Genomic DNA, 23,810 nt, shown 5'->3' with positions numbered 1-23,810 from the left:
GGCCCCGAACGATGAAAGCCGCTCCGCCCCCCGGCATCTTCGCCACCGTCTGCACGCCAGACGTCACCCTCGACGCCGTTCGACGCGAGTTTCCGGTCGCGGGCCCGGTCGATCTGTCGGCGCCGCGCGCGGACCTGCGCGGCGCCGAGCAGGCAAACGTGCTGCTGACGGTCGGCCGGATCGGCGCGAGCCGGGACGCGATGGCGCGGCTGCCGAACCTGTCGATGATCTGCTGCTGCGGCTCGGGGTTCGAAGGCGTCGATCTCCCCGCCGCGCGCGATCGCGGGATCGTCGTCGCGCACTGCCCCGACGCGAACGCGTCGGCCGTCGCGGAATTCGCGATCTGCCTGCTGTCGGCGTGCGTGCGGCAGCTTCCGGCGCTGCATCGCTTCGTCGCCGACGGAAACTGGCGCGTCGCGCGCCCGATTCCCTTCCCGCGCGGACGCGGCATTGCCGGCGCGCGCGTGGGAATCGTCGGGCTCGGCGCGATCGGGCGGCGGATCGCGGCGCGGCTCGTCGCGATGGAGGCGCAAGTCGGGTACACCGCACTGCGGGCGAAGCCCGAATCGGGCCTCACGTTCTTTTCCACCGCGCTCGACCTCGCGCATTGGGCCGATCATCTCGTCGTCGCGTGCCGCGCCGACGAGCATAACCGCGGCCTCGTCGGCCGCGACGTCATCGGCGCGATCGGGCCGGCCGGCGCCCTCGTCAACATCGCGCGCGGCTCGCTCGTCGACGAAGCCGCGCTGGCCGGCGCGCTGGCCGAACGGCGACTCGGCTGGGCCGGACTCGACGTGTTCGCCGACGAACCGAACGTCGGCGAAGCGTTGCGCCGCCTGCCGAACGTCATCCTGACGCCGCACGTCGCCGCGGAAACGCTGGAAGCGCAGCAGGCGGTAGCCAGAATGGCGCTCGAGAACGTTCGATCGCATGTGGCCGGAATGCCGGTGCCCTATCCGGTCCGGCCGGGCGCGGAACGTTCGCCGAATTGAAACGGGTGTCGTGCCGCACGCCGACGAATCCGCGCGGGGGATGCGGAGGATGCGGAGGATGCGGAGGACGCGACGCGGCGCGATGCGATGCGATGCGATGCGATCACCGATCGTCAATGCCGCGCGAACGTCGGCAAGCGCGTCTCATGAAGCACGAAGACATAGACACGAAGTGGGATTCGGGCGTCGCAAAGGGCTTCGGCTTCGGCTCCGGCTTCGGCTTCGGCTTCGGCTCCGGCTCCGGCTCCGGCTCCGGCTCCGGCTCCGGCTCCGGCTCCGACTTCGACTTCGACTTCGACTTCGACTTCGACTTCGACATCGGCTTCGACTCCGGCTCCGGCTCCGGCTTCGACTTCGACTTCGACTTCGACTTCGACTTCGACTTCGACTCCGGCTCCGGCTTCGGCTTCGGCTCCAGCCTGTACCCGCACGCGGCGGCATGGCCGCGTGATCGCGCTCGCGAACGCAACGCGTGCGCCCTTGCGCGCAAGCGCTCACGCAGCTCGCGCGCAAGGGCGGCCTTCGCGCACGGTTTCGGCACATAAAAAGAAAGCGGCCCGACGGCCGCTCTCCCTTCTCCGCCGGACGACGGCCAAGCCGCCGCCATCGCGACGCCTACAGCGCAGCGAGCGCGTAATGCGCGGCGATCCCCGCGAACAGCACGCCGCCCAGCCAGTTGTTGTGCCGGAACGCCGCGAAGCACGCCATCCGCTCGCGGTCCTTGATCAGCGTGTAGTGATAGATCGAGCAGCCGGCCGCCGCGGCCCAGCCCGCCCAGTACGGCCAGCCGAAGCGCAGCGTCGCGCCGAGCCACGCGTAGATGCCGAGCATCCCCGCGTAGCAGAGCATGATCGCGAGCACGTCATGGCGGCCGAACGTGATCGCCGACGTACGCATGCCGATCTTCAAGTCGTCGTCGCGATCGACCATCGCGTACGCGGTGTCATACGCGACCGACCAGAGCACGTTGGCCGCCAGCATCGCCCATGCGATCGCCGGCACCGTGTCCTGTACGGCCGCGAACGCCATCGGAATCCCGAAGCCGAACGCGATGCCGAGGTACGCCTGCGGAATCGCGAAAAAACGCTTCATGAACGGATAGGTCGCCGCGACGACCACCGCGACGACCGACAACTCCTTCGTCAGCGCATTGAGCGGCAGGATCAGCAGGAACGACACGAGCGCGAGGCCAACCGCGATCGCGACCGCCTCCCATGCGCGGATCTTGCCCGACGTGAGCGGCCGGTCGGCGGTGCGCTTCACGTGGCGATCGAAATCGCGGTCCGCGTAATCGTTGATCGCGCAGCCGGCCGAGCGCATCAGCAGCGTGCCGAGCACGAAGATGAAGACGAGCGACGGCGCCGGGCGGCCGTCGGACGCGATCCACAGCGCGTTGAGCGTCGGCCAGAGCAGCAGCAGGCTGCCGATCGGCTTGTCCATCCGGATCAGCCGCAAATAGAGAGGAAAACGGGCGAGCATCGGGGCAAACGGGCAGCGAGCCCGGGAACGTAACCTCGGCATTGTAGAACCGTGCGGGATTTGCGGCAAAAACGCGGGAGCTGCTCTATTGCCCTTTTTTATCGTTCCTTCCGCTCGTGCTCGTGCTCGCGCTCGCGCTCGCACCTGCGCGCGGCTCGGCGGCTTCGCTCGAGACGGAAAGGCGGCAAACGCGCGGGCGCATCGATGTCGTGCTTCGTCGGCGCGGCAAGCTGCGTGGTGATCGGCGCGACGACCGCGCGCCGAGCGAGCGCGCACGCGCCGAACTCGCTCGCGCGCCGCACGGCGCTGCGCCTCTCCGCGCGACCGCTGGCGTTCGTCGACTAACGCTCGTCGTCCGTGCCGAGCTTGTCGACGAACGCGTCTTCCGGCCGCAGCACGCGCCCGCCGTGCGTGCGCGGCGCCATCGCGGCGACGGGCCGGCCGCTGCGCCGCTCGACGAGACGCGAACGCGGCTCGTCCGCCGCGAACAGCCGCGCCTCGCCCCACTGCCGCAGCGCGACGACGACCGGAAAGAGCGCGCGCCCCTTGTCGGTCAGCACATACTCGTGGTGCGCGGAGCCGTCGGACGCGGGCGCCGCCGCGAGCACGCCCGTATCGACGAGCGTCTTCAGCCGGTCGGCGAGCATGTTGCGCGCGATGCCGAGGCTGCGCTGGAACTCGGTGAAGCGGCGCACGCCGTCGAACGCGTCGCGCACGATGAGGAGCGACCAGCGATCGCCGACCGCGTCCACCGCGCGCGCGACGGGGCAGGCATCGGCGCTCATGTCTCTACGTCGGGCCATGGCTTGCGGGAATCGAAAAAAAATGCGTCGCGGCGCGCGGCGGCAAACCGTGCGTGCCGCAGACAATAAGTTGCATTCTAAAACCGTCCGCGCGGCTCGCCAATCGCCGCGCGAGCGCCGGCCCAGACCGGGCCGCGTACGCGCGCGGGCGTCGCGGAATCGCCCGGCGCGCCACATGTGAAAAAAGCCTCTCGCGGCCAGGCCGCGGGAGGCTTGCGTCAAATCGACCGACTCAGGAAAAAGACCCGCGCCACGGCGCTCGAAGCGGCGGCGGCACCGCCGCGCGCCGCTCGCTCACGCAAGCAGCGAGCGCAACATCCACGCGGTCTTCTCGTGCGTCTGCAGGCGCTGCGTCAGCAGATCGGCGGTCGGCTCGTCGCTGGCCGCGTCGGCGTCCGGGAAGATCGCGCGCGCGGTGCGCACGACGGCTTCGTGCCCTTCGACGAGCTGGCGGATCATGTCCTCGGCGGCCGGCACGCCGTCCGCTTCCGGAATCGACGTCAGTTTCGCGAATTCGCGATACGTGCCCGGCGCGACGACGCCGAGCGTGCGGATGCGCTCCGCGACGAGATCGACGGCGAGCCACAGCTCGTTGTACTGCTCCTCGAACATCAGGTGCAGCGTGTTGAACATCGGGCCCGTCACGTTCCAGTGGAAGTTGTGCGTCTTCAGGTAGAGCGTGTACGTATCGGCGAGCAGGCGGGACAGCCCTTCCGCGATTTTCTTGCGATCCTTGTCGCTGATGCCGATGTTGATCTGGGTTGCGTTGCTTTTCTTGGCCATCCTCGAGACTCCTTGTCCGATGGTTCGAACCGGCGAAAATGCATCGAAAGATCCGCATGCCGAACGCGACGTGCGCGTATGCGACATGCGCGTATCAGGCAGGCATGCGCGTATCAGGCATGCGCGTATGCGACGTGCATGTGCGACGAGCGTGCCGGCGGCATGCTGCACGTGTGCGCGCCGCGCGCGTTCGGGCCGCGCCAGTTTAGCCTAGTTCGCGATCGCGCAATTTGCGCGAAACGGATGCGCGCTCAACCGCCCGCGGCCGCCGCGAGATGACGCGCGGCCTGAGCGATCAGCACGGCCGCGCCGCTGCCCGCGATCGCGAAGCCGACGAGCCGCCGCAGCGCGACGGCGCTCGCGCGCCTCGCCGGCGCCACGTGCCTGTCGAGAATCATTTGCGTCATGATCGTCCCTCCCTGAAACGAAATCGGCGGCCCGCGGAGAAACGGCCGGTCATGCGCCCGGCCGTCTCCCGTTGCGTCGCCGCGTCAGCGGCACATCGCCGCGATCACGCGAGGTCGAAGCGGTCGAGATTCATCACCTTGTTCCAGACCGCCACGAAATCGCGCACGAACTTCTCCTCGGCGTCCGCGCTGCCGTAGACCTCGGCCAGCGCGCGCAGCTGCGAGTTCGAGCCGAACACGAGGTCGACGCGCGTGCCCGTCCACCTGACTTCGCCCGTCGCGCGGTCGCGCCCTTCGAACACGTCGTTCGCGGCCGACGCGGGCTTCCACTCGGTGCCCATGTCGAGCAGGTTCACGAAGAAGTCGTTGGTGAGCGCCTCGGTACGCGCGGTAAACACGCCGTGCTTGCTCCCCCCGACGTTCGCGCCGAGCACGCGCAGCCCGCCCAGCAGCACCGCCATCTGCGGCGCGCTCAGCGTGAGCAGTTGCGCCTTGTCGACGAGCAACACCTCCGCCGGCACCGTGTACTTGCCCTTCAGGTAGTTGCGGAAACCGTCCGCGACCGGCTCGAGCACGGCCATCGCTTCGACGTCGGACTGCTCCTGCGACGCGTCCATGCGGCCCTGCGCGAACGGCACCGTCACCGCGTGGCCCGCGTTCTTCGCGGCCTGCTCGACGCCCGCGCAGCCGGCGAGCACGATCAGATCGGCGAGCGACACCTTCTTGCCGCCCGGCTGCGCGGCGTTGAACGCCTGCTGGATGCCCTCGAGCGTCGCGAGCACCTTCGCGAGCTGCTCGGGCTGGTTCGCTTCCCAGCCCTTCTGCGGCGCGAGGCGGATGCGCGCGCCGTTCGCGCCGCCGCGCTTGTCCGAGCCGCGGAACGTCGACGCCGACGCCCACGCGGTCGACACGAGCTGCGACACGGACAGCCCCGACGCGAGCACCTTGGCCTTCAGCGCGGCGATGTCGGCATCGTCGATCAGCGGGTGGTCGACGGCCGGAATCGGGTCCTGCCACAGCAGTTCCTCGGCCGGCACTTCCGGGCCGAGATAGCGCGCGCGCGGGCCCATGTCGCGGTGCGTGAGCTTGAACCACGCGCGCGCGAACGCGTCGGCGAACTGGTCCGGGTTCTCGTGGAAGCGGCGCGAGATCTTTTCGTACGCGGGATCGAAGCGCAGCGACAGGTCGGTCGTCAGCATCGTCGGCCGGTGCTTCTTCGACGGATCGTACGCATCGGGAATCACCGCGTCGGCGTCCTTCGCGACCCACTGGTGCGCGCCCGCCGGGCTCTTCGTCAGTTCCCATTCATAGCCGAACAGGTTCTCGAAGAAGTTGTTGCTCCACTGCGTCGGCGTGGTCGTCCACGTGACTTCCAGGCCGCTCGTGATCGCGTCGCGGCCCTTACCCGTGCCGTACGCGCTCTTCCAGCCGAGGCCCTGCTCCTCGATGCCCGCGGCTTCCGGCTCGGCGCCGACGTTCGACGCGGGGCCCGCGCCGTGCGTCTTGCCGAACGTGTGGCCGCCCGCGATCAGCGCGACCGTCTCTTCGTCGTTCATCGCCATCCGCGCGAACGTCTCGCGAATGTCGCGCGCGGCGGCGAGCGGGTCGGGGTTGCCGTCCGGGCCTTCCGGGTTCACGTAGATGAGGCCCATCTGCACGGCGGCGAGCGGGTTTTCGAGGTTGCGGTCGCCCGAGTAGCGGCTGTTCGGGCCGCCGCTCAGTTCCAGCCAGATCTTCTCCGAGCCCCAGTAGACGTCCTCGGGCTCCCACGTGTCCGCGCGGCCGCCCGCGAAGCCGAAGGTCTTGAAGCCCATCGATTCGAGCGCGACGTTGCCGGTCAGAATCAGCAGGTCGGCCCACGAGATGCTGCGCCCGTACTTCTGCTTGATCGGCCACAGCAGCCGGCGCGCCTTGTCGAGATTCGCGTTGTCGGGCCAGCTGTTGAGCGGCGCGAAGCGCTGCTGGCCTTCGCCCGCGCCGCCACGGCCGTCGGCCGTGCGGTAGGTGCCCGCGCTGTGCCACGCCATGCGGATGAACAGGCCGCCGTAGTGGCCGAAATCGGCCGGCCACCAGTCCTGCGACGTGGTCATCAACGCGTGAAGATCGCGCTTCACCGCAGCGAGGTCCAGCTTCTCGAACGCTTGCGCGTAGTCGAAATCCTTGTCCATCGGATCGGACAGCGACGAGTGCTGATGCAGGATGCTCAGGTCGAGCTGATTGGGCCACCAGTCCCGGTTCGACGTCCCGCCGCCTGCGGCGTGATGGAACGGGCACTTCGCTTCATTCGACATGCGATTTCTCCTTGGTTCGTCTACGCCCACCCGTGCGGCCCGGCATCGAAGCCGGACGCCGTTCGTGGAGCGTCATTGCGGGGCAAGAAACAGGTTGATCCATCCTGCGTACGGCGCGGCGAATGGTTCGGACATGCGGGCCGGCGCGCGGCGGCGGTCAGCTGCCGTACGCGCGGTCCGCGAGGTAGGCGAACGCAATCGGACGCAGGCTCCGGATGGCAGCCCTGGCACGATTGACGACCGTCATGCGCGGCGCAATGTTCCGCCGCGGGTGCTGCTTCGCCGAGTGCATCATGACATCCTCCTTTGACGCTTGCGCTGACCGTCCGGCGACGCCGCGCCGATCCATGCAAAAAATTTTACATATAGCTATCGCAATTTTGAAGTTAATAAATTTTATTTATGTGATAGGCAAAAATAAACGGAGCCGCGAGGCTCCGTTCAGGCGCGGCGACACGGCGCGTGTCGCACACGCCGCGCTCCGCTCGATTCGGCTCAAGGCTCAGTTCACCGTCGCCGGAATGTCGAGCTTCGACACGCCGGGCAGCTCGCACGCGGTGATCGCCTCGCTGATCGCGTCGATCGCCGGCATCCGCGTGAAGCTCTTGCGCCAGACGAGCACGACGCGCCGGTCCGGCACCGGCTCCTCGAACGGCACGTACGACAGCAGATCCGCGTCCGGGCCGTTCGCATGCGGCCCCACTTCGGAGACCGACATCCGCGGCAGCACCGTGATCCCGACGCCGCTCGCGACCATGTGGCGGATTGTCTCGAGCGACGAGCCCTCGAACGTCTTCTGGATGCCGTCCGCGGTCTGCGAGAAATGCATCAGCTCCGGGCACACGCCGAGCACGTGGTCGCGGAAGCAATGGCCGTTGCCGAGCAGCAGCATCGTCTCCTGCTTCAGATCGGCCGCGTCGATCTTGCGGCGCTTCTCCCACGGATGCCCGGCGGGCAGCGCGACGACGAACGGCTCGTCGTACAGCGGCCGCACCATCAGGCCGGTTTCGGGAAACGGCAGCGCCATGATCGCCGCGTCGATCTCGCCCTGCTTCAGCAGCTCGAGCAGCTTCAGCGTGTAGTTCTCCTGCAGCATCAGCGGCATCTGCGGCACGCGGCGGATCATCTGCTTGACGAGCGTGGGCAGCAGATAGGGCCCGATCGTATAGATCACGCCGAGCCGGAACGGCCCGATGAGCGGGTCCTTGCCCTGCTTCGCGATCTCCTTGATCGCGAACGTTTGCTCAAGCACGCGCTGCGCCTGCGTGACGATCTGGTCGCCGATCGGCGTCACGCTCACTTCGCTCGCGCCGCGCTCGAAGATCTGCACGTTCAGCTCGTCTTCCAGCTTCTTGATCGCCACCGAGAGCGTCGGCTGGCTGACGAAACAGGCTTCGGCGGCCCGGCCGAAATGGCGTTCGCGCGCGACCGCGACGATGTACTTCAGTTCGGTAAGCGTCATTGCGGGTTAATCAATCATTTCATGACGATAGATTAAATTTATACACCGGTTGAGCCGATTCGCCAACCTTCGTCGAAAACATGCCGCTCCGCGCCGCGTGGCGGCAGCCGCCCGAGCCGCGCGCTCACGCCTTCAGGTATTGCTCGCGCGCGCCGAGCCAACGCGCCAGATGCTGCTCGACGACGTCCGGATGGCCGGCGATGAGGCGCGCGGCCGCGTCGCGCGCCGGCTCGATCAGCCAGCCGTCGTTTTCCAGATCCGCGAAGCGCAGCATCGCCGCGCCCGACTGGCGCGCGCCGAGGAACTCGCCGGGGCCGCGAATCTCCAGATCGCGGCGCGCGATCTCGAAGCCGTCGGTCGTCTCGCGCATCGTCTTCAGGCGCGCGCGGCCCGCGATCGACAGCGGCCCGCTGTACATCAGCACGCACACCGACGCGGCGGTGCCGCGCCCCACCCGCCCGCGCAGCTGGTGCAGTTGCGCGAGCCCGAAGCGCTCGGCGTGCTCGATCACCATCAGCGACGCGTTCGGCACGTCGACGCCGACTTCGATCACCGTCGTCGCGACGAGCAGCTGCACGTCGTTGCGCGAGAACGCGTCCATCACCGCGGCCTTCTCCGCCGGCGCGAGCCGGCCGTGCACGAGCCCCACCGTCAGCTCCGGCAGCGCGGCGGCGAGCGTCTCGAACGTCTCGACGGCCGTCTGCAGCTGCAGCGTCTCGCTCTCCTCGATGAGCGGGCACACCCAGTACACCTGGCGGCCCGCGAGCGCCGCCTCGCGCACGCGGCCGATCACCTCGTCGCGGCGCGCGTCCGCCACGAGCCGGGTCAGGATCGGCGTGCGGCCGGGCGGCAGCTCGTCGATCGTCGACACGTCGAGATCCGCGTAGTACGTCATCGCGAGCGTGCGCGGAATCGGCGTCGCCGACATCATCAGCTGATGCGGCTGGAAGCCCGCCGCGCCGTCGGCCGCGTTCGCCGCCTTCGCGCGCAGCGCGAGCCGCTGCTCGACGCCGAAGCGGTGCTGCTCGTCGACGATCACGAGCCCGAGCCGCGCGAATTCGACCGTGTCCTGAATCATCGCGTGCGTGCCGATCACGAGCTGCGCGGTGCCGAGCGCGGCCGCCTCGAGCGCCGCGCGCTTGTCCTTCGCCTTCAGGCTGCCGGCGAGCCATGCGACCGACACGCCGAGCGGCTCGAGCCAGCCGCGCAGCTTGCGCGCGTGCTGCTCGGCGAGGATTTCGGTCGGCGCCATCAGCGCGGCCTGGTAGCCGGCGTCGATCGCCTGCGCGGCGGCGAGCGCCGCGACGACGGTCTTGCCGCTGCCGACGTCGCCCTGCAGCAGCCGCTGCATCGGGTGCGGCTGCGTGAGGTCGTGCGCGATCTCGGCGACGACGCGTTCCTGCGCGCCCGTCAGCGTGAACGGCAGCGCCGCGTACAGGCGCGCGGACAGCGACGCGCCGTCGCCGCGCGCGCGGCGCGGCATCGCGGGCGCGGCGCGCGTGCGGCGCGCCTCGTGCGCGCGCTTGAGCGATAGCTGCTGCGCGAGCAGCTCGTCGAACTTGATGCGGGTCCACGCCGGGTGCGTGCCGTCGATGAGCGCCGTCTCGTCCGCGCCGACGCCCGGATGATGAAGGATGCGCACCGCGTCGGCGAGCGGCGGAACGTCGAGCGGCTTCAGGTACGCGCGCGCGATCTCGCCCGGCAGCAGCTCGGGCAGCGGCGTGCGCGTCAGCGCGTTGTCGATCGCCTTGCGCAGATACGCCTGCGACACGCCCGCCGTGCTCGGATAGACGGGCGTGAGCGCCTGCGGCAGCGGCGCGTGCTCGTCGACGGGCTTCACCGTCGGATGCACCATCTCCAGGCCGAAGAAGCCGCCGCGGACGTCGCCGCGCACGCGCAGCCGCTGGCCGACCGCCATCTGCTTGACCTGCGAGCCGTAGAAATTCAAAAAACGCAGCACGAGCTCGACGCCCGCGTCGTCGCGCAGCTTCACGAGCAATTGGCGGCGCGGCCGGTACGCGATCTCGTTGTCGAACACCACGCCTTCCGCCTGCGCGATTTCGCCCGGCAGCAGCTCGCCGATCGGCGTGAGCGTCGTCTCGTCCTCGTAGCGCATCGGCAGATGCAGGACGAGATCGATGTCGCGCTTCAAGCCGAGCTTCGCGAGCTTGTCGGCGGTTTTGACGAGCTTCGGCGCGGCCTTCGCGGCGGATGCGTCGGCGGCCGGCTTCGAGGCGGGCTTGGAAGCGGGCTTGGGAGCGGATTTCGAGGCGGATTTTGCGGCGCGCTTCGCGGGTTTCGTCGTTTCGGCCGGCGCGTCGTCGCGGTCGTCGCGGTCGGCCGGCAAGGCTTGGGCGGCCAGGAATGCCGGGGAGGCGGCCGGCACGATGCGGCCGTCGGCCGTGCGGCCTCGCGGCGCGCCCGCGCGCGGCCGCGATCGCGCGCCGGCGTCGGCGCCGAACTCGGCCCAAGCCGCCGCATGCGGCGCCTGCACCGGCGCGGCGGCGTCGGGCCGATTTGGCGCGTCGGCGTTTCGTGCGGCGCCCGATGCGCCCGATGCGCTCGGCACACTCGGCGCACTCGGCGCGCCACGATCGCCCGGTCGCCGCTCGTCGCGGCCCCCGCGCGCCTTCCTCGCGCGCTGCGCCGCACGCGGCGCGCCGGCGTTCGGCGCGTTCGGCGCGTCTTTCACGTCTTTCGCGTGGGCCGCATCCGTCGCATCCGTCGCACCCGTCACGCCGGGCGCGCGCGCGGCGGCGCGCGACGCGGCGTCGTCGGCGAATGCATCGGCTTCGGCAGGATCGGTTACGGAACGGCGAACGGGCACTGGCATCGGGTAGAAGGCTAGCAAGTACAATAGCGGCTTTCACGTCGCACGAACGAGCGACGCCGGCCAAGCCGCGCAACCCCGCCATCATAGCGGCTCGTGCGCGCCGCGACGCGCTTCGCCCGTCAGGCCGGCCGCCCCGACCCCGTTTCGCATGCTCACGCTTTCCGATTTCGATTTCGATCTGCCGCCCGAGCTGATCGCACAAACCGCGCTGCCCGAACGCAGCGCGAGCCGCCTGCTCGAGGTGGACAACACGACCGAGCCCCCGCGCCTCGTCGACCGGCGCTTCGCCGAGCTGCCCGCGTGCGTCGCGCCGGGCGACCTGCTCGTGTTCAACGACACGAAGGTGCTGAAGGCGCGCTTCTTCGGCCACAAGGCGAGCGGCGGCAAGATCGAGGTGCTGATCGAGCGCGTCACGGGCACGCGCACCGCGCTCGCGCAGATCCGCGCGAGCAAGAGCCCCGCGCCCGGCACGACGCTCACGCTGGCCGACGCGTTCGACGTGACGGTGGGCGAGCGCGTCGAGCCGTTCTTCACGCTGCACTTTCCCGACGACTGCCTCGCGCTGATCGAGCGCCACGGCCGGCTACCGCTGCCGCCGTACATCGAGCACGTGCCGGATGCGAACGACGAGGCCCGCTATCAGACGGTGTTCGCGGCGAATCCGGGCGCCGTCGCCGCGCCGACGGCCGGCCTGCACTTCGACGACGCGGTGCTCGCCGCGCTCGACGCGCGCGGCGTCGAGCGCGCGACGCTCACGCTGCACGTCGGCGCGGGCACGTTCCAGCCGGTGCGCGTCGAGAACATCGCCGAGCACCGGATGCACAGCGAGTCGTACGAGCTGACCGCCGCGCTCGTCGAGCGGATCGCGGCGACCCGCGCGCGCGGCGGCCGCGTGATCGCGGTCGGCACGACGTCGATGCGCGCGCTCGAGGCGGCCGCGCGCGACGCGGAGAATGCCGGCCGGCCGCTCGCCGCGACGCACGCGGAAACCGACATCTTCATCACGCCGGGCTATCGCTTTCGCGTCGTCGACCGGCTCGTGACGAATTTCCATCTGCCGAAATCGACGCTGCTGATGCTCGTGTCGGCGTTCGCCGGCGTCGAGACGATCCGCGCCGCGTACCGGCACGCGATCGACGCGCGCTACCGTTTCTTCAGCTACGGCGACGCGATGCTGCTCACGCGGCGCGAGACGCCGGAGACGCCCGAGACGCCGCAAACGCCGGGCGCGTAGGCGGGCGGCCCGCGCGCAACGGCGGCGAGCGCACGTGCCGAACGCGCCCGCGGCGCGGCGCGTCGCAAGCGCCGGCCGCCCGCGCAGCACTCGCCGCCTTCGCCTGCCGGGCGCACGCGCTTTTTCACCGCCGCCGGAATCCCAGCGGCACTTTCAACATGCGCCGGACTTGTCGATCCGGAGTCAGCGCTTTAGCGCATACTCCGGTCCCATGCAAAGCGCTTCCGGTGGCAAGGAGAATCAAGCGATGACCGAAGGTTCATCCCACGATCACGATACGCACGATCACGTTCGCCCGCACAACGGCCTCAAGTTCGAACTGCTGACGACCGACGGCCGTGCGCGCCGCGGCCGCGTGACGCTCAATCACGGCGTGGTCGAGACGCCGATCTTCATGCCGGTCGGCACGTATGGCACCGTGAAGGCGGTGCAGCCGCGCGAGCTCGACGAGATGCGCGCACAGATCATCCTCGGCAATACGTTTCACCTGTGGCTGCGCCCCGGCCTCGAGACGATCGCGGCGCACGGCGGGCTGCACCGCTTCATGGGCTGGCACAAGCCGATCCTCACCGATTCGGGCGGCTTCCAGGTGTTCTCGCTCGGCGATCTGCGCAAGATCACCGAGGAAGGCGTCACGTTCGCGTCGCCGATCAACGGCGACCGGTTGTTCCTGTCGCCGGAAGTGTCGATGCAGATCCAGAAGACGCTGAACTCGGACATCGTGATGCAGTTCGACGAATGCACGCCGTACGCGACCAACGGCGTGCCGACGACGCACCGTGAAGCGGCCGATTCGATGCGCATGTCGCTGCGCTGGGCGAAACGCTCGCTCGACGAGTTCGACCGCCTCGGCAATCCGAACGCGCTCTTCGGCATCGTGCAGGGCGGGATGCACGAGGATCTGCGCGACGAATCGCTCGCCGGCCTCGCCGAGCTCGGCTTCCACGGGCTCGCGATCGGCGGGCTGTCGGTAGGCGAACCGAAGGAGGACATGATGCGCGTGCTCGAGCACGTCGCGCCGCGCCTGCCCGCCGACAAGCCGCACTACCTGATGGGCGTCGGCACGCCGGAGGATCTCGTCGCGGGCGTCGCCGCGGGCGTCGACATGTTCGACTGCGTGATGCCGACCCGCAACGCGCGCAACGGTTGGCTCTTCACGCGCTTCGGCGACGTGAAGATCCGCAACGCCACGCACAAGAATTCGCTCAAGCCGCTCGACGAAACCTGCGGCTGCTACACCTGCCGGAACTTCTCACGCGGCTACCTGCACCACTTGCACCGCGTCGGCGAGATTCTCGGCGCGCAGCTCAACACGATTCACAACCTGCACTACTACCTCGAGCTGATGCGCGAAATCCGCGAGGCGATCGAGACGCACACGTTCGACGCGTTCCAGAAGCGCTTCGCGGAGGATCGCGCGCGCGGCGTCGACTGACGGGGGCGCGGCGGCGCGTCGCGCGCAGAGGCGTCGCGCACGTCGGCCGGCGCGATGCCTCCGGCTTCGCGAAACGTGCGCACGTGCGCGCGCACGTTCCGCGGCGAATCGCCGCCGCGCATCGCGGCCATGCCGCCCGCCCAATGCCCTCGCCCGTTTGCGCCGGCCGCGCCCGCGCTTCGGCGCGCATATCGGACGACCGCCGCCGACGCGCCGGACCCGCAAAACCTTACAATTATCTTTCGTTACGCGCGCGAACGCCGCCGGATCGAGGTTAACAGCTTGAAACCAAAGCGCATTTGCGCCGCTGTCGCGGTTAGGGCCGGTGGTAGAATAACCGGCTTATTTTTCGATCTTCCCTAACGGAGAGACCAACGTGTCGTTCATTTCCAATGCCTATGCGCAAGGCGCAGCGGGCGGTGCCGAATCGAGCCTGATGAGCTTCCTGCCGCTCATCCTGATGTTCGCGGTGCTCTACTTCATCATGATCCGTCCGCAGATGAAGCGGCAGAAGGAGCATCGCAACATGCTCGCCGCGATGGCGAAGGGCGACGAAGTGGTGACGAGCGGCGGGCTCGTCGGCAAGGTGACGAAGGTGTCGGAAGCCTACATCGGCGTCGAGATCGCCGAGGGCACCGAGATCACCGTGCAGAAGGCCGCCGTCACGACCATCCTGCCGAAGGGCACGATCAAATCGCTGTAAGCCCCGCCCCGCGTCCGGCCGCCCACGGCCCGCGCCGCGAAGCGCGCGGGCGCGAGCGGCGCCGGACGCGACGCCATTCCAGCCAACCATCCCGTTCGGCCCCCTCATGAATCGTTATCCAATCTGGAAATATGTGGTGATGGTCGTGGCGCTCGCCATCGGCTTTCTGTACACATTGCCCAACTTCTTCGGCGAAGCGCCGGCGGTGCAGGTATCGAGCGGCAAGGCCACGGTCAAGCTCGGCGCCGACACGCTCGCGCAAGTCGAGGCAGCGCTCAAAGCCAGCCAGGTCACGGCCGACGACGTCACCTTCGACAACGCGAGCGCCAACGCAACCATCCGCGTGCGCCTGAAGGACACCGACACGCAGCTGCGCGTGAAGGACATGCTGCAAAAGGCGCTGAACGCCGATCCGAACGATCCGCAGTACGTCGTCGCGCTGAATCTGCAGAGCGCGTCGCCGCGCTGGCTGACCGCTCTGCACGCGCTGCCGATGTATCTCGGCCTCGACCTGCGCGGCGGCGTGCATTTCCTGCTGCAAGTCGACATGACGGGCGCGCTGACGAAGAAGCTCGATTCCGACGCGTCCGACGCCCGCACGCAACTGCGCGACAAGGGCATCCGCGACGGCGGCGTGAACCGCGTCGATCAGACGGTCGTCGCGAACTTCGCCGACCAGGACACCGCCGAGCAGGCGCGCAAGCTGCTCGCCTCGTCCGTCTCCGAACTCCAGTGGGCGACGCAGCCGGGCGGCGGCGGCTACCAGGTCGTCGGCACGTTCACGCCGGCCGTCCAGAAGGCCGTCGAGGAAGCGGCGCTCAAGCAGAACCTGACGACGCTGCACAACCGCGTCAACGAACTCGGCGTGTCCGAGCCGATCCTGCAGCAACAGGGCAACGACCGCATCGTCGTCGAGCTGCCGGGCGTGCAGGACACCGCGAAGGCGAAGGACATCATCGGCCGCACGGCGACGCTCGAGGCGCGCCTCGCCGACCCGCTCAACCTGCACCCGAACCCGAACGATCCGGTGCCGCCGGGCGAAGAGCTGTTCACGCAGGGCAACCAGGCGCCGGTGCTGCTGAAGAAGCAGGTGATCTTCACGGGCGACCGCATCATCGACGCGTCGGCGGGCTTCGACGAGCATCAGCGTCCGTCCGTGAACATCCGCCTCGACTCGGCGGGCGGCCGCGCGGTGCGCGCGGTGTCGCGCGAGAACATCGGCAAGCCGATGGCGATGGTGCTGTTCGAGAAGGGCAAGGGCGAAGTGCTGACCGTCGCGACGATCCAATCGGAGCTCGGCGACCGCTTCCAGATCACTGGCCAGCCGACCCCGCAGGCCGCCGCCGATCTCGCGCTCCTGCTGCGCGCGGGCTCGCTCGCCGCGCCGATGGACATCATCGAGGAACGCACGATCGGCCCGAGCCTCGGCGCGGACAACATCAAGATGGGCTTCCACTCGGTCGTCTGGGGCTTCGTCGCGATCGCCGTGTTCATGATCGCGTACTACATGCTGTTCGGCGTCGTGTCGGTGCTCGGCCTGTCGGTGAACCTGCTGCTGCTCGTCGCGGTGCTGTCGCTGATGCAGGCGACGCTCACGCTGCCCGGCATCGCGGCCATCGCGCTCGCGCTCGGCATGGCGATCGACTCGAACGTGCTGATCAACGAGCGCATCCGCGAGGAGCTGCGCGCCGGCGCGTCGCCGCAGATCGCGATCCAGCAGGGTTACTCGCACGCATGGGCGACGATTCTCGACTCGAACGTGACGACGCTGATCGCCGGCCTCGCCCTCCTCGCGTTCGGCTCGGGCCCCGTGCGCGCGTTCGCGATCGTGCACTGCCTCGGCATCCTGACGTCGATGTTCTCCGCGGTGTTCTTCTCGCGCGGCCTCGTGAACCTCTGGTACGGCGGCCGCAAGAAGCTGCAGTCGCTCGCGATCGGCCAGGTGTGGCGCCCCGCCGCCGCCGAAGCCGCGGCCGCGCCGCAGCTCGGCCAGGACGCGCGCGCGAACGCGCCGCAGGGCGCGCGCGTCGCCGCGCCGAAGCAGCCGGCCGGCGCGCCGCGCACCGGCAAGCCGGTCGCGCGCCGCCGCTCGGGACCGGGCGTGCCGCCCAAGCAAGGCTCGTCCAACTAAGCGCCGGAGACGAACATGGAATTTTTCCGCATCCGTAAAGACATTCCGTTCATGCGGCACGCGTTGATCTTCAACGTGATCTCGCTCGTGACGTTCCTCGCCGCCGTGTTCTTCCTGCTCCATCGCGGGCTGCATCTGTCCATCGAGTTCACGGGCGGCACGGTGATCGAGGTCCAGTATCAGCAGACCGCGCAGCTCGAGCCGGTGCGCTCGACGCTCGGCACGCTCGGCTACGCCGACGCGCAGGTGCAGAACTTCGGCACGTCGCGCAACGTGCTGATCCGCCTGCCGCTCAAGCAGGGCCTCACGTCCGCGCAGCAGAGCGACCAGGTGATGGCCGCGCTGAAGGCGCAGGACGCCGACGTGACGCTGCAGCGCGTCGAGTTCGTCGGCCCGCAGGTCGGCCGCGAGCTCGCGACCGACGGCCTGCTCGCGCTCGCGTGCGTCGTGATCGGCATCGTGATTTATCTGTCGTTCCGCTTCGAATGGAAGTACGCGGTCGCCGGCATCATCGCGAACCTGCACGACGTCGTGATCATTCTCGGCTTCTTCGCGTTCTTCCAGTGGGAGTTCTCGCTGTCGGTGCTGGCCGCGGTGCTCGCGGTGCTCGGCTACTCGGTCAACGAGTCGGTCGTCATCTTCGACCGAATCCGCGAGACGTTCCGCCGCGAACGCAAGATGACGGTGCAGGAAGTGATCAACCACGCGATCACGAGCACGATGTCGCGCACGATCATCACGCACACGTCGACCGAAATGATGGTGCTGTCGATGTTCTTCTTCGGCGGCCCGACGCTGCACTACTTCGCGCTCGCGCTGACGGTCGGCATCATGTTCGGCATCTATTCGTCGGTGTTCGTCGCGGGCTCGCTCGCGATGTGGCTCGGCATCAAGCGCGAGGATCTCATCAAGGAGAAGAAGACCGCGCACGATCCGAACGATCCGAACGCGGGCGCGCAGGTGTAAGCGCCCTGTCGCACGAAAAAGCCGGTTCCTCGCGAACCGGTTTTTTTTCGCCTGCGAATCGCTTGCGCACGCGCGCCCCTCGCCTCCTTGGCTCGCCGCCGCGCACGCACGCGGTCGCACGCGCCGGCGCGCGCGACGCCGGACGCGAACGCCCCGCTACCGGAACCCGAAGCGCCGCCGCAGCGCGACGAGCGCCGCGAGGCTCACGAGCGCGGCGAAGAACGGGCCGCGGCACGAATGCGGACGATTCTAGGCACACGCCGCGCGCGCCAAAAAAGAACCGCCGCGCCCGATGCGGGACGCGGCGGTTCGTCGGAGCGATGGAGCCGCCGCGCATAGCGGGCGGCGCGCCGCTTCGCGTTACTGCTTGACCGCTTCGGCCGTGATGAGGAGCTTCGTCTTCATCTTGAAGCCGTACTGCTTGCCGTAGTCGAGGCCGAAGTCGTCGCGGTTGAATTCGCCGACCGCGTCGACGCCGCACACTTCCTTCTTCAGCATCGGGTGCGGCATGCACTTGAACGAATCGATCTTCAGCGTGAGCGGCTTCGTGACGCCGTGCAGCGTCAGGTTGCCGACGACTTCGGCCGGCTTGTCGCCTTCGAACTTGATCGTGCCCTTGTAGGTCGCTTCCGGGTATTTCGACGCGTCGAAGAAATCGGGCGTCTGCAGGTGCTCGTCGAGCTTCTGGTTGCCGGTCGCGATCGACGCGACCTTCGTCGTCACGTCGACGGTGCCCGTCTTCGCCGCGCGGTCGAGCGTCACGGTGCCGCTCGACTGGTCGAACTTGCCGCGCCACACCGACAGGCCGCCGAAGTGGTCCGCCTCGAAGCTCGGATACGTGTGGCTCGGATCGAACTGGTACGTTGCGGGCGCCGCATGCGCCGAGAACGACAGGGCGGCGGCGAGCGCGCCCGCGGCGATCATCAGTTGCTTGTTCAAATCAATCTCCTTGTGACGGCGCCGCATTCCGAAGCGGCGCAGGGGTGGTGCGAACTGCCGCCCGCGTTACTTCGCGGCGACGATGTGAAACTTGATCTGCACGTCGTCGGCGACGACGGACGTGTCCTTCCATTCGCCCGTGCCGACGTTGAACGTCGAGCGCTTGATCGGCAGCACGCCGTCGAAGACCTGCGACGCGCCGTTCTGCGTGATGGTCACGGGCACCGTCACGGGCACCGTCTTGCCCTTGATCGTCAGCTTGCCCGACACGTTGTACTTGTTGCCGCCCGCGGGCGCGATCGCGCTCGACACGAAGCTCGCCTGCGGGAACGCCTTCGCGTCGAACCAGTCCTTGCCCGCGACCTGATCGTTGTACATCTGGTCGCCGAGATCGTAGCTCGCGACGTCGATCGTCATCTGCGCGCTGCCCTGCGCGGCCTTCGACGGGTCGAACTTGATCTGCGCGGAGAACTTCTTGAACACGCCTTCCGTCGGCACGTTCATCTGCTTCGAGACGGCCGACACCTTGCTCTTCGCGAGATCGACCTGCGCGAACGCGGTGCCCGACACGGCGACCGAGGCGGCGGCGAACGCCGCGAGCATGTAGCGGTAGAACGAGACTTTCATAGCGATCCTTGTTATTTGAGGAACGGAAGCATCCGCGACAGCACGCCGTCGCGGTCGAGCCACTGGTGCTTGACGGCCGCCGCGACGTGCGCGGCGACGAGCGCGAGCAGGCCGTAGTTGAGCGCGACGTGCGCTGTCTTCAGCACCGCCTTCAGCGCGGGATCGGGGTCGATCAGGCGCGGCAGCGGCACGAGCCCGAGATAGACGACCGGAATGTTCGCGGCCGAGCTGTACAGGTAGCCCGTCACCGGAATCGCGAACATCAGCACGTAAAGGAGCGCGTGCACCGCGTGCGCGCCCGCGCGCTGCCATACGGGCATGCCGGCCGGCATCGGCGGCGGCACGTGGGTCGCGCGCCAGAGCACGCGCACGATCGCGAAAGCGAACACCGTGCAGCCGATCCACTTGTGCCACGAATAGTATTTGAGCTTCGTCGGCGTGAAGCCGTGAATGCTCGTCATCACCCAGCCGAGCGCGAAGCCGCACACGATGAGCAGCGCGATCAGCCAGTGGAGGGCGATCGCGGTGCGCGTGTAAGCTGCGGGGGACGTCGAAGACGGAAACGATGCCATGAAATCCTCAGTTCAGCGAAAAGCCGCGCCGGCGCTGCCGCATTCGTCCGACGCATGTCACGGCCGCCATGCTACCGCAACCGCCCGCGAATGGCAGAATCCCGAAATCGCCGCCCCGGCCGGGCGCGCCGGTCGGCCGGCCCGACGGCGCCGGCGGCCGGGCGCCGGTACTTGACACCGCAAAAACCGCCTTTTGATAAGATTGGCGCGGGTTCCGGCCCTGTGAACGCGGCGCCGCGACGCCGCGCAACCGCCCTTCCATATGGATAGAAACGCCCTGATTGCCTGTCACGAATGCGACGCACTGTTGCACAAACCGCCGCTTAGCGGCAAAGACATCGCCCGCTGTCCGCGCTGCGACGCGCTGCTCTACCGGAGCGGCTCGGCGCAGATCGACCGCATCTGCGCGCTCACGGCGGGCGCGCTCATCACCTTCCTGATCGCGCAGGGCTTCCCGATCCTCGAAATGGACGTGAACGGCATGCGCGTGCAGACGACGCTCTTCGGCGCGCTCGAGGCGATGTGGAATCAGGGGATGCCGCTCGTCGCGGTGATGGTGTTCTGCTCGACGCTGCTGTTCCCGCTCGTCGAGCTGTCGGCGCTCCTTTACGTGCTGATCCCGCTGCGCGCGGGCGCGATCCCGCCCGGCTTCAACCGCGTGCTGCGCGCGATCCAGCTCGTGCGGCCGTGGGGGATGATCGAAGTGTTCATGCTCGGCATCCTCGTCACGATCGTCAAGATGGTGAGCCTCGCGCGCGTGATTCCCGAGGCCGCGCTCTTCGCGTTCGCGGCGCTCACGCTGATGCTCGCCGTCGTCGTGATGTTCGATCCGCGCACGCTGTGGGACATCGCCGATTCGCTGTGCGAGCGCGCGCCGCGTGACGCGGCCGACACCGCCGCTGCGTCCGGCGCGGCCAGCCAAGCCGGCAAGGCGCGCGCGCGATGAGCGAGATCGTCACCGCCGCGCGGGCCGGCATGGCGAGCTGCCACGCATGCGGCCACGTGCAGAAGCTCACCCGCCCGTCGCCGGATTCGCTCGGCTCGCACGAAACGCCCGAGCACTGCGCGCGCTGCGGCGCCGCGCTGCACCTGCGCATACCGGACAGCATCGCGCGCACCTGGGCGCTCCTCCTCGCCGCCGCGATCCTCTACATCCCGGCGAACCTGCTGCCGATCATGCGCACGGCGTCGATCGTCGGCTCGCAGGAGGACACGATCATGAGCGGCGTCGTGTATTTCTGGGTGTCCGGCGAATGGCCGCTCGCCGTCGTCGTGTTCGTCGCGAGCATTCTCGTGCCGATGTTGAAGCTCGGCGTGCTCACGATCCTCGTCGTCACCGCGCAGCGCCGCTCCGCGTGGCGGCCGATGCAGCGCACCAAGCTCTACCGGATCGTCGAGCGGATCGGCCGCTGGTCGATGCTCGACATCTTCGTCGTCACGCTCACCGTCGCGCTCGTCCATTTCCGCTCGCTCGCGGTAATCACGGCGGGCCCCGGCGCGCTCGCGTTCGGCTCCGTCGTGATCCTGACGATGCTCGCGTCGATGCAATTCGACCCGCGCCTCATCTGGGACAACGTAGAAAACTCAGGGAATCCTCATGAATAGACCGCAAGGCCCGCAGCACGACCCGAACGCGGCCCCTCCCACCCCGCCCGGCGGCGAGCCGCCCGTCCTCCCCGAGCCCGTGATCACGCGGCGCTCCGGCTGGCTGCCGTCGCTCGTGTGGCTCGTGCCGCTCGTCGCCGCGCTGATCGGCATCGGGCTCGTCGTCAAATCGGTGCTCGAGCGCGGGCCGGAGGTCACGCTCAGCTTCAAGAGCGCCGAGGGCCTCGAGCCCGGCAAGACACAGGTCAAATACAAGGACGTCGAGATCGGCATGGTCAAGACGATCAAGCTGTCGAAGGATCTGTCGCACGTGCTCGTCGAAGTGCAGCTGAAGAAGGAGGCCGAGAACTTCGCGGTGAAGGGCTCGCGCTTCTGGGTCGTGCGGCCGCGGGTCGGCGCGACCGGCGTGTCGGGCCTCGGCACGCTGCTGTCGGGCGCGTACATCGGCGTCGACGCGGGCCGCTCGGACGAGACCGAGGAGTCGTTCACCGGGCTCGAGACGCCGCCCGCCGTCACCGGCGACCAGAAAGGCACGCAGTACGTGCTGCGCGGCGATTCGCTCGGCTCGATCGACATCGGCTCGCCGATCTACTACCGGCGCGTGCAGGTCGGCCAGGTGGTCGGCTTCTCGCTCGACAAGGACGGCACGGGCGTCACGTTCCGCGTGTTCGTCACCGCGCCTTACGATCAGTACGTCGGCCTGAATTCGCGCTGGTGGCAGGCGAGCGGCGTCGACCTGCGGCTCGACTCGAGCGGCTTCAAGCTGAACACGCAGTCGCTCGCGACGGTGATCCTCGGCGGCATCGCGTTCCAGTCGCCGCCGAACCAGTCGGCCGGCTCGCCCGCGCCGAACAACATGACGTTCCGCTTGGGCGCCGACGAGACCGACGCGATGCGCGAGCCGGACGGCGAGCCGGTGCAGGTCGTGATGAACTTCAACCAGTCGCTGCGCGGGCTGTCCGTCGGCGCGCCCGTCGACTTCCGCGGCATCGTGCTCGGCCAGGTGACGAACATCGGCATCGACTACGACCCGAAGACGAAGAACTTCACGATGCCGGTGACGATGAACGTGTTCCCCGACCGGCTCGGCCGGAAGTTCCGCGAGGCGGCGCAGGACAAGGGCGACGCGGCGCGGCGCGAGGTGCTGTCGCGGCTCGTCCAGCACGGGCTGCGCGGCCAGCTGCGCACGGGCAACCTGCTGACGAGCCAGCTCTACGTCGCGCTCGATTTCTTCCCGAAGGCGCAGCCCGTGAAGATCGATCTTGACCGCCTGCCCGTGGAGCTGCCGACCGTGCCGAACACGCTCGACGAGCTGCAGCTGCAAGTCGCCGACATCGCGAAGAAGCTCGACAAGGTGCCGTTCGACCAGATCGGCGCGAACCTGAACAGCGCGCTCGCGAACGCGGACAAGCTGTTCAAGCGGCTCGACACCGAAGTCGCGCCCGAGGCGCGCGACACGCTGTCGGCCGCGAAGCAGACCTTCGCGACCGCGGAAGCGACGCTGCAGCAGGATTCGCCGCTGCAATCGGACGTGCGCGGCGCGCTGAAGGAGCTCACGCGCACGCTGCAGTCGCTCAACGCGCTCGCCGACTACCTCGAACGGCACCCCGAATCGCTGCTGAAAGGCAAACCAGGAGATCAGAAATGACCGCACGCTCGCTCCGACCGGCGCGTTTCGCGCGCGCCGCGGCGGTGGCCGCGGCGGCGGCCACGCTCGCGGCCTGCTCGTCGTCGCCGCCCGCGCGCTTCTACACGCTCGACGCCGCGGCGGCGGCCGGCGCCGCACAAACCGTCAGCGCGAATCCCGCGTTCCTGATCCAGGTGCCGTCCGTCGGCGTGCCGGAACAGGTCGCGAAAAATCAGTTCGTCGTGCAGCGGAACGCCGCGCAAGTCGACGTGCTCGAGCAGGAGCGCTGGGCGTCGCCGCCCGCCGACGAGATCCGCCGCGCGCTGTCGTCGGCGCTCACGCGGCGGCTCGACACGATCGACGTCGCCGACGCCGCATATCCGGCGGGCGTGCCCGTCTATCGGGTGAGCGTGAACGTCCAGCGCTTCGAGTCGTGGCCGGGCCGGCATGCGGCGCTCGCGGCCGTCTGGAGCGTGCGCGCGCTGCCGAGCCTGGCGGTGATGACCTGTCGCACCGACGTCGTCGAGCCGGTGCAGCCGGGCTACGACGCGCTCGTCGCGGGCCACCGGGACGCGGTCGGCGCGCTCGCCGAGCAGATCGCGGCCGGCGTGCGCGCAATGGCGGCGGCGCGCGCGAGCGGCGCGGCGAAGGCCACGGCGAGCGGCGCGACGAGCGGGGCAGCGGCGAAGAAAGCCTCGACGGCGGCGAAGGAAACGGCGGCGGGCGATGCGTCCGTGCTCGCGACGCCGGTCGCGCGCTGTCCGGCAAATCCGGCTGCGGCGGACACGCAGCGCGTCGGCGACGCGCCGTGATGCGCGCGCGGCGCGGCGGGAGGGATCGGCGCGGCGGGGGGAATTTGGCGGTTGGGCGGTTGGGCGGTTGGGCGGTTGGGCGGTTGGGCGGTTGGGCGGTTGGGCGGTT

22 protein-coding genes are annotated in these 23,810 nt (G+C 68.9%); 11 read left to right on the top strand and 11 right to left on the bottom strand.

The features are described from left to right. The first annotated feature begins 11 nt into the window (after positions 1 to 11). Both WS78_RS02855 and WS78_RS35490 read left to right on the top strand, forming a co-directional pair. Positions 12 to 992: an NAD(P)-dependent oxidoreductase gene (locus WS78_RS02855; RefSeq protein ID WP_226377194.1), complete on the top strand. Its 981-nt coding sequence runs from the start codon at positions 12 to 14 to the stop codon at positions 990 to 992. A gap of 146 nt (positions 993 to 1,138) precedes the next feature. Next, positions 1,139 to 1,537, top strand: a complete 399-nt coding sequence (locus WS78_RS35490) for a hypothetical protein (protein WP_156437400.1) — start codon at positions 1,139 to 1,141, stop codon at positions 1,535 to 1,537. A 70-nt stretch (positions 1,538 to 1,607) separates the two neighbouring features. On the opposite strand, the gene ubiA is transcribed toward WS78_RS35490, so the two are convergent. From ubiA to recG, 8 genes are all read right to left on the bottom strand, one after another. Beyond that, positions 1,608 to 2,471, bottom strand: a complete 864-nt coding sequence (gene ubiA / locus WS78_RS02845) for a 4-hydroxybenzoate octaprenyltransferase (protein WP_038753301.1) — start codon at positions 2,469 to 2,471, stop codon at positions 1,608 to 1,610. 341 nt (positions 2,472 to 2,812) lie between these two features. Continuing rightward, entirely contained in the window at positions 2,813 to 3,274 is a 462-nt protein-coding gene (locus tag WS78_RS02840; protein WP_038753299.1) for a winged helix-turn-helix transcriptional regulator, read from the bottom strand. A gap of 294 nt (positions 3,275 to 3,568) precedes the next feature. Further along, complete coding sequence (dpsA, locus tag WS78_RS02835; RefSeq protein ID WP_038753298.1) at positions 3,569 to 4,057, bottom strand: non-specific DNA-binding protein DpsA; 489 nt, start codon at positions 4,055 to 4,057, stop codon at positions 3,569 to 3,571. 251 nt (positions 4,058 to 4,308) lie between these two features. Beyond that, positions 4,309 to 4,464, bottom strand: a complete 156-nt coding sequence (locus tag WS78_RS02830; protein ID WP_038753294.1) for a hypothetical protein — start codon at positions 4,462 to 4,464, stop codon at positions 4,309 to 4,311. 104 nt (positions 4,465 to 4,568) lie between these two features. Further along, a complete protein-coding gene (gene katG, locus WS78_RS02825; RefSeq protein ID WP_059583402.1) occupies positions 4,569 to 6,755 on the bottom strand; it encodes a catalase/peroxidase HPI in 2,187 nt (728 codons plus the stop codon). 157 nt (positions 6,756 to 6,912) lie between these two features. Next, on the bottom strand, positions 6,913 to 7,050 hold the full coding sequence (locus WS78_RS36925) for a hypothetical protein (RefSeq protein WP_186448563.1): 138 nt from the start codon (positions 7,048 to 7,050) through the stop codon (positions 6,913 to 6,915). Between the two features lie 207 nt (positions 7,051 to 7,257). Beyond that, positions 7,258 to 8,217 (bottom strand): hydrogen peroxide-inducible genes activator, encoded by a 960-nt coding sequence (locus tag WS78_RS02815; RefSeq protein ID WP_038753288.1) that lies wholly within the window; start codon positions 8,215 to 8,217, stop codon positions 7,258 to 7,260. A 124-nt stretch (positions 8,218 to 8,341) separates the two neighbouring features. Further along, entirely contained in the window at positions 8,342 to 11,050 is a 2,709-nt protein-coding gene (gene recG / locus WS78_RS02810) for an ATP-dependent DNA helicase RecG (RefSeq protein ID WP_197419386.1), read from the bottom strand. Positions 11,051 to 11,198: 148 nt separating this feature from the next. On the opposite strand from recG, the gene queA reads away from it, so the two are divergent. From queA to secF, 5 genes are all read left to right on the top strand, one after another. Beyond that, positions 11,199 to 12,284, top strand: coding sequence for a tRNA preQ1(34) S-adenosylmethionine ribosyltransferase-isomerase QueA (gene queA, locus WS78_RS02805; RefSeq protein ID WP_059583400.1), 1,086 nt, complete (start codon positions 11,199 to 11,201; stop codon positions 12,282 to 12,284). 247 nt (positions 12,285 to 12,531) lie between these two features. Continuing rightward, positions 12,532 to 13,719, top strand: coding sequence for a tRNA guanosine(34) transglycosylase Tgt (tgt, locus tag WS78_RS02800; protein ID WP_038753284.1), 1,188 nt, complete (start codon positions 12,532 to 12,534; stop codon positions 13,717 to 13,719). Between the two features lie 376 nt (positions 13,720 to 14,095). Further along, complete coding sequence (gene yajC, locus WS78_RS02790) at positions 14,096 to 14,422, top strand: preprotein translocase subunit YajC (protein WP_009913541.1); 327 nt, start codon at positions 14,096 to 14,098, stop codon at positions 14,420 to 14,422. Positions 14,423 to 14,528: 106 nt separating this feature from the next. Then, positions 14,529 to 16,553: a protein translocase subunit SecD gene (gene secD, locus WS78_RS02785; RefSeq protein ID WP_059583398.1), complete on the top strand. Its 2,025-nt coding sequence runs from the start codon at positions 14,529 to 14,531 to the stop codon at positions 16,551 to 16,553. A gap of 15 nt (positions 16,554 to 16,568) precedes the next feature. After that, positions 16,569 to 17,519, top strand: coding sequence for a protein translocase subunit SecF (gene secF / locus WS78_RS02780; protein ID WP_038753280.1), 951 nt, complete (start codon positions 16,569 to 16,571; stop codon positions 17,517 to 17,519). A gap of 360 nt (positions 17,520 to 17,879) precedes the next feature. On the opposite strand, the gene WS78_RS02775 is transcribed toward secF, so the two are convergent. The 3 genes from WS78_RS02775 to WS78_RS02765 all read right to left on the bottom strand — a co-directional run bounded on the left by WS78_RS02775 (position 17,880) and on the right by WS78_RS02765 (position 19,657). Then, on the bottom strand, positions 17,880 to 18,458 hold the full coding sequence (locus WS78_RS02775; RefSeq protein ID WP_038753426.1) for a YceI family protein: 579 nt from the start codon (positions 18,456 to 18,458) through the stop codon (positions 17,880 to 17,882). Positions 18,459 to 18,524: 66 nt separating this feature from the next. Beyond that, positions 18,525 to 19,085: a YceI family protein gene (locus tag WS78_RS02770; protein ID WP_038753278.1), complete on the bottom strand. Its 561-nt coding sequence runs from the start codon at positions 19,083 to 19,085 to the stop codon at positions 18,525 to 18,527. A gap of 11 nt (positions 19,086 to 19,096) precedes the next feature. Continuing rightward, positions 19,097 to 19,657, bottom strand: coding sequence for a cytochrome b (locus WS78_RS02765; protein ID WP_038753276.1), 561 nt, complete (start codon positions 19,655 to 19,657; stop codon positions 19,097 to 19,099). 262 nt (positions 19,658 to 19,919) lie between these two features. On the opposite strand from WS78_RS02765, the gene WS78_RS02755 reads away from it, so the two are divergent. Genes WS78_RS02755 through WS78_RS02740 form a run of 4 tightly spaced genes read left to right on the top strand, consistent with a single transcriptional unit; the run spans position 19,920 to position 23,701 of the window. Beyond that, on the top strand, positions 19,920 to 20,603 hold the full coding sequence (locus WS78_RS02755; RefSeq protein ID WP_038753272.1) for a paraquat-inducible protein A: 684 nt from the start codon (positions 19,920 to 19,922) through the stop codon (positions 20,601 to 20,603). Continuing rightward, positions 20,600 to 21,262 (top strand): paraquat-inducible protein A, encoded by a 663-nt coding sequence (locus tag WS78_RS02750; protein ID WP_059583396.1) that lies wholly within the window; start codon positions 20,600 to 20,602, stop codon positions 21,260 to 21,262. The genes WS78_RS02755 and WS78_RS02750 overlap by 4 nt, the downstream gene beginning before the upstream one ends. After that, positions 21,255 to 22,910, top strand: a complete 1,656-nt coding sequence (locus WS78_RS02745) for a PqiB family protein (protein ID WP_059583394.1) — start codon at positions 21,255 to 21,257, stop codon at positions 22,908 to 22,910. Before WS78_RS02750 ends, WS78_RS02745 begins: the two co-directional genes overlap by 8 nt. Next, on the top strand, positions 22,907 to 23,701 hold the full coding sequence (locus tag WS78_RS02740) for a PqiC family protein (protein WP_059583392.1): 795 nt from the start codon (positions 22,907 to 22,909) through the stop codon (positions 23,699 to 23,701). The genes WS78_RS02745 and WS78_RS02740 overlap by 4 nt, the downstream gene beginning before the upstream one ends. Positions 23,702 to 23,810: the final 109 nt, after the last annotated feature.

It is taken from the genome of Burkholderia savannae (genome assembly GCF_001524445.2).
Lineage (GTDB): Bacteria > Pseudomonadota > Gammaproteobacteria > Burkholderiales > Burkholderiaceae > Burkholderia > Burkholderia savannae.
Note: the sequence above shows the minus strand (reverse complement) of the source record. Positions and strands in the feature narration are given on the sequence as shown.

Excerpts from the sequence above, each read along its gene's own strand:
- WS78_RS02855 (WP_226377194.1), top strand. The coding sequence starts at position 12 with ATGAAAGCCGCTCCGCCCCCCGGCATCTTCGCCACCGTCTGCACGCCA.
- WS78_RS35490 (WP_156437400.1), top strand. The coding sequence starts at position 1,139 with ATGAAGCACGAAGACATAGACACGAAGTGGGATTCGGGCGTCGCAAAG.
- ubiA (WP_038753301.1), bottom strand. The coding sequence starts at position 2,471 with ATGCTCGCCCGTTTTCCTCTCTATTTGCGGCTGATCCGGATGGACAAG.
- WS78_RS02840 (WP_038753299.1), bottom strand. The coding sequence starts at position 3,274 with ATGGCCCGACGTAGAGACATGAGCGCCGATGCCTGCCCCGTCGCGCGC.
- dpsA (WP_038753298.1), bottom strand. The coding sequence starts at position 4,057 with ATGGCCAAGAAAAGCAACGCAACCCAGATCAACATCGGCATCAGCGAC.
- WS78_RS02830 (WP_038753294.1), bottom strand. The coding sequence starts at position 4,464 with ATGACGCAAATGATTCTCGACAGGCACGTGGCGCCGGCGAGGCGCGCG.
- katG (WP_059583402.1), bottom strand. The coding sequence starts at position 6,755 with ATGTCGAATGAAGCGAAGTGCCCGTTCCATCACGCCGCAGGCGGCGGG.
- WS78_RS36925 (WP_186448563.1), bottom strand. The coding sequence starts at position 7,050 with ATGATGCACTCGGCGAAGCAGCACCCGCGGCGGAACATTGCGCCGCGC.
- WS78_RS02815 (WP_038753288.1), bottom strand. The coding sequence starts at position 8,217 with ATGACGCTTACCGAACTGAAGTACATCGTCGCGGTCGCGCGCGAACGC.
- recG (WP_197419386.1), bottom strand. The coding sequence starts at position 11,050 with ATGCCAGTGCCCGTTCGCCGTTCCGTAACCGATCCTGCCGAAGCCGAT.
- queA (WP_059583400.1), top strand. The coding sequence starts at position 11,199 with ATGCTCACGCTTTCCGATTTCGATTTCGATCTGCCGCCCGAGCTGATC.
- tgt (WP_038753284.1), top strand. The coding sequence starts at position 12,532 with ATGACCGAAGGTTCATCCCACGATCACGATACGCACGATCACGTTCGC.
- secD (WP_059583398.1), top strand. The coding sequence starts at position 14,529 with ATGAATCGTTATCCAATCTGGAAATATGTGGTGATGGTCGTGGCGCTC.
- secF (WP_038753280.1), top strand. The coding sequence starts at position 16,569 with ATGGAATTTTTCCGCATCCGTAAAGACATTCCGTTCATGCGGCACGCG.
- WS78_RS02770 (WP_038753278.1), bottom strand. The coding sequence starts at position 19,085 with ATGAAAGTCTCGTTCTACCGCTACATGCTCGCGGCGTTCGCCGCCGCC.
- WS78_RS02765 (WP_038753276.1), bottom strand. The coding sequence starts at position 19,657 with ATGGCATCGTTTCCGTCTTCGACGTCCCCCGCAGCTTACACGCGCACC.
- WS78_RS02755 (WP_038753272.1), top strand. The coding sequence starts at position 19,920 with ATGGATAGAAACGCCCTGATTGCCTGTCACGAATGCGACGCACTGTTG.
- WS78_RS02750 (WP_059583396.1), top strand. The coding sequence starts at position 20,600 with ATGAGCGAGATCGTCACCGCCGCGCGGGCCGGCATGGCGAGCTGCCAC.
- WS78_RS02745 (WP_059583394.1), top strand. The coding sequence starts at position 21,255 with ATGAATAGACCGCAAGGCCCGCAGCACGACCCGAACGCGGCCCCTCCC.
- WS78_RS02740 (WP_059583392.1), top strand. The coding sequence starts at position 22,907 with ATGACCGCACGCTCGCTCCGACCGGCGCGTTTCGCGCGCGCCGCGGCG.